Here is a 7,243-nt window from a genome sequence, read left to right as displayed (position 1 = left end):
GCACCCCGGACACCGAAACCGTCACCGACACCCGCCTCTACGGAACCGCCAGGGCCCGGTCCTGGAACCGGTTGCACCCCAAGCTGACCTACCGCTCTTCCTGGGCAGCCGCCGACGGAACCCTCCCGATCGTCGAAGGGACGGTGATCCGCCTGGACATCGGCCACCTCCGCCAGGTCTTCCAGAAACGCGGGCGTCAGTATCTGCACCGGAGACATCACCAACTGGACATCGGCGTGATTGCGCAACCGGGCACTGAGCGCAAACGCGCATACGGTCGGCGTGCTGTGCCAACTGCTGCGGATCCATCGGGCCTGTGATCGGCCCCATCCCGAGCAGACCCAGACCGGCCAGCCCGGCCTGGACCACCACAGTGCTGGACAACGACGCCGGGGGAACAGGCCCGTCGCCCCCTCCTGCGACACCGACACTCCCCAGTGGTGTGGCGCTCATCGGCGTCTCAGCCTCGTGACGGCGCTGATGGTAGGCCGCCAGCAACTTCTCGAACCCCTTCAACGCCGCGCCCTGCCACCTGAACTGCACGCTGATCGCTTCCATCGCCTCGACGATGCTGTGCACGTCATCGTCGAGATAAGCGGTCATCGCGCCCAACTCCCGGGTAGCGGAGTCCCATTGCCTGACCAGTGTCGTCTTGCCGACGCCTGCCTGTCCGTGGACGTGGAAGGGGTACTGAAAAGCCTCATCTCGGGGTCCCGGGACAAGTTGTCGTGGAACATTCCCAGTTCGCCGTGTCGACCGACGAAGCCACTTCTGCGGCGGTTCCTATTCAGATCCTGCCGCGCCGGCTTCTTCTCCGGCACTCGCACCACCCCCGACCCGACCATGATGCCGCTTCACTGTCGCAGCTCACAGTGGACAACACGGGAAGCGCGGAGCCCGAGTACGACGGGGACCGCGATGCCCTGCCGGATGGCCATCACGTAGCGGTTCACGACGTGGTGTCCACCGGTGCTGCTGAGGGCAGTCAGAACCCTGCAGTTGGCCGGCTGAGAGAGGGTGGCGCGCCCACACCGCCCGCCCGCCTGCTTCGCTGTCAGAGCCCTGTGCCATGATGCGGACGCGCCCCAGGGGAGTGGGCCGCGGTCTGCTGATTGCCAGGGGGTTGGGGATGGGCGCGGGTACGGAGCCGAACGGCTCGTCCAGGTCCGACGAGGAGTGGGAGCGGTTTCTGCGCGAGTCGGTGGCGGGTGCCGCCGACGCGCCCAAGGAGCCGTCGGCGCGGGCCCGCGTCGTGGCAAAGCGGCTGCGCGCGGAGCCCGGCCGCGACCCGGAGGGCTGGCGTAGCTACACCCCCGCGCGGCCCAAGCGGCGCACGGGCTGGTACGTGGTCGGGCTGCTGACCTCGCTGGTGCTGCTGGTGACGGCGCTTGCGCCGGGGCGCGTAGTGGACCTGTTCGCCGGCGACGACCCTGACTCCCCGCTGGCGGCCGAGACCGCTCGCCCGACCCAGGTAGCCGCGGCGGAGGCGGCTCAACGCCCCACCATGGACGAGCCGTTCCGTGGTTCGCCGGCGGCGAGCTGGGCGAGCGGAGCGGCGGGGATCACCGTGCCGAAGGCCGGGGCGGTCGGCTGGATGAGCGCGGTCGAGGTCGAGCGGGCCCTCGCCCGCAGTCGGGACTTCCTCGTCGCGTCCGGCCTGGACCGCGAGGTGCTGCAGGGCGAGCGCCCCGAGCAGGCGATTGCACTGATCAACCCGTACCAGAAGGACGTCCAAGAGCTCCTGAAAACTGCTTTCCGAACCCCGAGCGAGAAGAACGACCCCCTCCTCCTCTTCAGCCGCTTCCAGCCTTCCCGCACCCACCTGGTCGGCGACGTCGTGAAGACCCGGGGCCGGCTCACCTACCGGGAGGGCGAGCGCGGCGCGCTCCAAGTGACCGCCGACGTCACTTTCGTCTACCCGGTCACCAGCGCGGACGCGGGCGACAACGACGAGATCGTGCGCACGATCGTCCGGCGCGAGCTGGTCCTGAGCTGGGACGACCCCGAAAAGGTGATCACCGAGCCGGGCACGTTCTCGATCGTCTCGTACAAGTACGACATGACCAACGGGGGCTGCGCAGCCCCCACGGGCTACTTCACCCCGCCCTTCGGCACGGACCGCCGGGCGGACGAGGCCGGCACGGAGGTCGACCCGTACGACCGCAGCGCTCCGGTCGGGCGTGGCCAGTCCTCTGGGGACGAGTGCGGGAGGGCGACGCGGTCCTAGCGGTGGTTTGTTGACGGCGGGTTCGTGCGGGAGTGGGCCGCGAGGTGAAGGCGTCAACTACGCTCTGGGGAGCCTGAGATGACGAAGCGGATGCCGCGTCCGCCCGCCCCGGGTCCGCTGCGAGTGTACGCCGCCGGCTTCGATAGCCGCAGGAAGTGTCCGGTCGCCCAGTCGATCAGCCTGCACTGCCGCGACACATACAGGCCGACCCGCTCGACGCCGTAGGCCTTGTCGCAGTCGAGGAGCAGGTAGCCGGCGAGCTGGTACAGAATAGGATCAGCCGGTACGTGCGGGGCGGGTCAGCCGTGGGTGCAGCCGGTCCCACGCCTGCGCGGTCGCCTTCCCGTAGAGCCGGGTGTCCGTGGCCGTCACGGCCTACTCTGACCTCGCTAGCCGGACCCGCGCCGTCCGGTAGTCCCGGCACGTTCCGCCGTTGTCGGGGCCGCTTGGCACGCTCCCCGGCGTTCCCCGGATCAGGCTGCCTCCAGCTTCACCAGGCCGCTGTGACGGCCCGGCGGTGTCGGCCATTCACCTCCACTCGATTACGCGGTACTTCGTGGCGCACTCCCGTGACGCTGAACCTTGACCGGTTGCCACTGAAGGTTGACCAACGCCGGTTTGTGACAATGAAGTTTGATCGCCGCAGCGGACATAAGCTGACTCAACTATCAGCTGGAGGAGCGTCACACCATGGAACCGACCATCGACAGGCCAGCGCCGCAGGTTACCGTCGCATTCATCCGTACCCTTTTGGACTCTTCCGCTGAGCTCCCCGTTCTGTACATCAACTACGGTCCTGGCGACGGGGGCACCGAAGCGGAGTTGGACGTGTGGGCCGCAGGCCTGGTCTACCAGGCCGACATCGTCCTCACCCGCGCGACCGCTCTGGACCTGCTCGGCGAGGAACCCAACAGCGAGACGATCGCGGCGTTCCTGCCGAAGGTTCAGCAAACCGTGGACCAGATGATCTCAGTCCGAGGCACGTGAAGCAGATCTGCTGCACCGTCCCCTTCCCCGTACCGAGGAATGGACCGGACTGGTCACCACCCTCGAACAGGCCTGCGACTGCACCACCAGCCGTCTCGTCGACGATGAGGCGGTCTGGGCACCCATTCATAGGCTGGCCGGCACGCTCGACAAGTCCCTGCCGGGGATCTTCGCGGCGGACTGTGACGAACGTCTGGACGCGGCACGGCGCAGGCTTCGACCCGCCTCAGGCGATGCTGCCGATGATCACGCAACCTCTGACTGAGCTGGCTCGCAGCGTCACTCACCTGAGGGGTTTCATCCCGAAACCTCTGGTGGATTCCCATTGATTCTGGACAGTGAAGTGCATGGGTCTGGGTGGGATGAGCGATACGGAACCGCTACACGTGGACGAGTTCGCGGTCGGTTGGCGGGATGCCAGAGGTGAACACCGACGACCGCTGAGTGAGGCGGAAGAGGGCGCGTTCGAGACGGGACCACCAGTACGTGGCTTCCCTTCATACCGCGGTCAGCGGAACTTCCCGGGCCTGTACTGGTTGGTCACGACGGGCGGGCACGTGGGGTTCGAGTCGTGGCTGGAGCGGGACCACGCGATGCTGCTGGACTTCACTCCCGAGGTGACTGGGCTGCTGTCGCAGCCGACTTGGCTGTTCTGGCAGAACGACAAGGGCCGGGTGGTCTCGCACGCGCCGGACTATTTCGCACGGTCCGAGGACGGTCGGCGGTTGTTGGTGGACTGCCGGCCTCTGGATCGGGTCGACGAGCGGTCGGCGGCCAAGTTCGCGGTGACGCGGCTGGCATGTGAGGCGGTGGGCTGGGGCTACCGGGTGGTCGGGATGGTGGACCCGGTCCGGATGGCCAATGCCCGCTGGCCGGCGGGGTATCGGCACCCTCGGCATGCGACCACCGCGGGGATGGCCGAGCGGCTGATGGCGGTGTTCGCGGTGCCCTCACCGCTGGTGGGACAGGCGTCACTGCTGGGTGATCCGATTGCGGTGCTACCAGTGGTGTTCCATCTGCTCTGGGCGGGGCGGCGCCGGGCGGACCTGTCGAAGCCACTGACGGACACGACGCTGGTGTCGCGGGCGGAAGCGTGGTGAGAGGACGGGCGGCGCTGCGCGTCGGCGACCAGGTCCGGCTCGACGAGCGGCCGCACACCATGGTCGGGTTGTCAGGGACGCTGGTGCGGCTGGCGGACGAGGCTGGTGTTGCTGCCCCACCTGCGTCATGGAGGCCGACCATGGAGGAGCGACACCCGTGAGGCTCGTGTCCGACCCCGTTTCCGGCGAAGTAGATCTCACCGCGACGGCGACAGAACTGGCCTGCCTGGCAAGGGCGGTAGCCGAGGGTGTTGGGTTCATCAGCTCCGTGTCCGCGTCTCCGCTTGACGGCAACACCCTGGCGGGGATCGAAGTCAGGAAGGCACCCGGCTCCGGCGTCCGCATCGGACTTGACGCCCGGCGGCAGATCCTTGTGATCAGCGGCGATCCCGATGCCAGGGCTGTCCTGGCCGAGAATCTGCATGCCATGGTGACCGCCGAGGACGGCGGTCACCTCCACATTGACCACTTCCCCGAGCACCCCTACCTGGTGGCAGGATCACTGCCCTTGGTGGTCAATAGCCCGCACGGAGGTATGCCGACCCGATGAACCAGGCCCGCAGCCGATGTGCACCCCGTGATTGATCGCTCCGTCTGCCCTGGTTAGCCAGCACCTTGGACGTCCAATGCACAGCCAGCTGGGACCGCCGCTCTTGATGTCGACCCACTCGCTCTCCCGCGTGCCGACGATCTCCACAGGGCTCCGCCCGGCGAGAAGCGAGATGAGCTGTGCGGGGCTGTCGGGCGCCATGACCGGTGAGTCTACGAGGCCGCGGCGACGGACCCAGGCGATGGCGCAGTACGAGGACGGTAGAGGTGGAAGCGGCTGGGGTACCGGTCGCGGATGACGGCCGGGGTGTAGGGGAGCGGCTCCGGCGCGAGGAAGGTGGGGGTGGCCGGATCGCCGCCGGGTGTGAGGACGTCGTAGCGGTCGGCGAGTGCGTCGAGCAGTTCCTGAGCGTCCCGGAGCGCCGCCTCGTGAAACATCCTGGCTGTGGCTGTCGCACCGGGCTCCTCCAACTCGGCCCACATGTGGATAGCCATCTCCTCCGCGAAGTCCTCCTCGTGCGGGAGGGCGGTGAGGCCCACACGGACCCCGCCCGTGTAGTACTCGGCGATGCCCGCGTACGCACGACCGTGGCACCGTCCGCCCAGATTGCCGCGCACCTGCTGGGCGAAGGCGTTGCCGTTGAAGATCCGGTAGCAGGAATCGGTGTCGATCCGGTCGCGGACCGCGTGGGCGATGGCGTGCAGTTCCAGACCGGCGTCCTGGGAGCGCAGATCTGTCGGCGCAGCGCGTCGTGTGCGGTCCGGACTGCTTGCTCGGCCCGGGAGATGGACCAGCACGCATTGGCCAGCCGGCTTGTTCCATCTCATCTTGAGTTGCCTGCACCAGAGCTACAGGGTCTCCCGTGGTGTCCTCGTCCTCCCACGCCCGTACGCGCACGAGAAGTTCAGGAAGCTCAAGCTCTTCGTCCTCTTGGTCGAGAGCGATGATCGGCAGGTAGTGGCGCAGCTGCTCGGTGGCGAAGGCGAGCGGGGCAGCACCGACGACCCCGCCGAGCGGTCCGCACCCGCTTGACAGAGATGCACCACAGGCCCCTCCCGCCCGACATTCACCGCGGCGACTGGGCTGATCGCGACGCCGCCACAACACCACCCCGAACCAAGAACCTCAGCAGTCGACACGTAGTCGGGATTGAGGTGCGCGGTGCTGCGGTACCCAATACACGGACGCCATGCTTGGCCTCGGTGCGTCCAAGTTCCTTTGTCACGCCAGGAATTGGCGCCTATCTCGCGGGGGAATGATCGATGGGACGCACACTTCAGGGACACGGCGGCGCGGCCAGGGTGGCCGTACTCGCCATCGCGACGACGGCGTTCCTGATCGGCGGGCTACTCACACCCGCGGTGGCGGCACCCTCCGACGCCGCGCGCGCTGAACTGCGCGGGATGATCGAGAACGTGACCAGCGCCAACGCCCACCGCTATGGGGCGACCGACAGCGCCGGGCACAGCATGGACACGGCGAAGATCATCCAGGATTCCTCCGGCGGATACCTCGCGGTGTACCACACGATGCTCGGCGACGGCCGTTTCCATGCCCTTGTTGCGACTTCCGCCGACCTGATGAACTGGACGTTCGCCCGCGACCTGGGCACCGGTGCCTCGCAGCCTTCCATCACCCAGATATCCACGGGTGGTTATGTCATGGCATGGGAGCAGGACCCCAACAACCACATAGCCGTCCGCTACTACCCCGACCGCGCCCATCTGCTCAGCGGCAGCGTCACGAAGAGCTACGACACTCCCCGCACACTGTCGTCCTGCGCCGAGGGAACGCCGAACATCTACTCCGTGACGCTCAAGCCGGACATCGACCACTCGGTCATCGACATCGGCGGCCACTACTACGCGAACTGCGACGTCGACCGCCAACAGCGCGGCACCTTGACCAACTTCTCCTCCTGGTCGACCTCGGCCCAGTCGAATTTCGACAACGCGCTGCTCCACTGGGGCGTCAAGGGAAACATCGGGGACCGGGACGCGCTCACCTTCCGTGGCTACCAACTGGGCGTTATCGAGGGCCAGTACACGAAGAACGACTTCAGGTCCTGGCGCACCTTCGTCTACGACTACGCCACCGGCAACGCCGACCAGACCACCATCCACACCAACGGCGGCAGCACCGCCTACGCCAACCCCAGCATCACGACGCTAAAGGCACCGAACGGCAAGACCGCGGTGCTGGTCAGCCTCTTCCTCCCCAGTGAGGGCGCCGCCGCAGGCGAGGCGGGTCAACTGTTGTACTACCGTGAGTACAGCTGAGGCCTCCGGCTCGGCGGATGCTTCCATCGTCTTCGCCAAGCGTGTGGGCAGCTTCAACCCGGGATTCGATTTTCGTCGTGGGGCGAGAGGCTTTCTGGTG

General features: G+C 67.3%; 7 protein-coding genes and 1 pseudogene. 7 read left to right on the top strand and 1 reads right to left on the bottom strand.

Annotated features, from left to right (window positions below):
* From AB0N66_RS41335 to AB0N66_RS41315, 5 genes and pseudogenes are all read left to right on the top strand, one after another.
* A pseudogene (locus tag AB0N66_RS41335) lies at window positions 1–170 on the top strand (transposase); the annotation flags it as partial.
* 959 nt (window positions 171–1,129) lie between these two features.
* Window positions 1,130–2,227: a hypothetical protein gene (locus AB0N66_RS41330; RefSeq protein ID WP_365445756.1), complete on the top strand. Its 1,098-nt coding sequence runs from the start codon at window positions 1,130–1,132 to the stop codon at window positions 2,225–2,227.
* A 690-nt stretch (window positions 2,228–2,917) separates the two neighbouring features.
* Complete coding sequence (locus AB0N66_RS41325; protein WP_365445753.1) at window positions 2,918–3,214, top strand: hypothetical protein; 297 nt, start codon at window positions 2,918–2,920, stop codon at window positions 3,212–3,214.
* Between the two features lie 386 nt (window positions 3,215–3,600).
* Window positions 3,601–4,314, top strand: coding sequence for a TnsA-like heteromeric transposase endonuclease subunit (locus tag AB0N66_RS41320; RefSeq protein ID WP_365445750.1), 714 nt, complete (start codon window positions 3,601–3,603; stop codon window positions 4,312–4,314).
* 157 nt (window positions 4,315–4,471) lie between these two features.
* Window positions 4,472–4,864: a hypothetical protein gene (locus tag AB0N66_RS41315; protein ID WP_365445747.1), complete on the top strand. Its 393-nt coding sequence runs from the start codon at window positions 4,472–4,474 to the stop codon at window positions 4,862–4,864.
* 212 nt (window positions 4,865–5,076) lie between these two features.
* Here the strand turns inward: AB0N66_RS41315 and AB0N66_RS41310 are convergent, their stop codons facing one another.
* The gene (locus AB0N66_RS41310) at window positions 5,077–5,691 is read right to left on the bottom strand and encodes a hypothetical protein (RefSeq protein WP_365445744.1); all 615 of its coding nucleotides are present in this window, start codon (window positions 5,689–5,691) and stop codon (window positions 5,077–5,079) included.
* Between the two features lies 1 nt (window position 5,692).
* On the opposite strand from AB0N66_RS41310, the gene AB0N66_RS41305 reads away from it, so the two are divergent.
* Entirely contained in the window at window positions 5,693–5,896 is a 204-nt protein-coding gene (locus tag AB0N66_RS41305; RefSeq protein ID WP_365445741.1) for a hypothetical protein, read from the top strand.
* 230 nt (window positions 5,897–6,126) lie between these two features.
* Entirely contained in the window at window positions 6,127–7,143 is a 1,017-nt protein-coding gene (locus AB0N66_RS41300) for a hypothetical protein (RefSeq protein WP_365445738.1), read from the top strand.
* Window positions 7,144–7,243: the final 100 nt, after the last annotated feature.

Origin of the sequence: Streptomyces sp. NPDC093544 (genome assembly GCF_040683495.1) — a bacterium.
Taxonomy (GTDB): Bacteria; Actinomycetota; Actinomycetes; order Streptomycetales; family Streptomycetaceae; genus Streptomyces.
Note: the sequence above shows the minus strand (reverse complement) of the source record. Positions and strands in the feature narration are given on the sequence as shown.

Bases quoted from the DNA above. Each gene is read 5' to 3' on its own strand.
- AB0N66_RS41330 (WP_365445756.1), top strand. From the start codon at position 1,130: ATGGGCGCGGGTACGGAGCCGAACGGCTCGTCCAGGTCCGACGAGGAG.
- AB0N66_RS41325 (WP_365445753.1), top strand. From the start codon at position 2,918: ATGGAACCGACCATCGACAGGCCAGCGCCGCAGGTTACCGTCGCATTC.
- AB0N66_RS41310 (WP_365445744.1), bottom strand. From the start codon at position 5,691: ATGAGATGGAACAAGCCGGCTGGCCAATGCGTGCTGGTCCATCTCCCG.
- AB0N66_RS41300 (WP_365445738.1), top strand. From the start codon at position 6,127: ATGGGACGCACACTTCAGGGACACGGCGGCGCGGCCAGGGTGGCCGTA.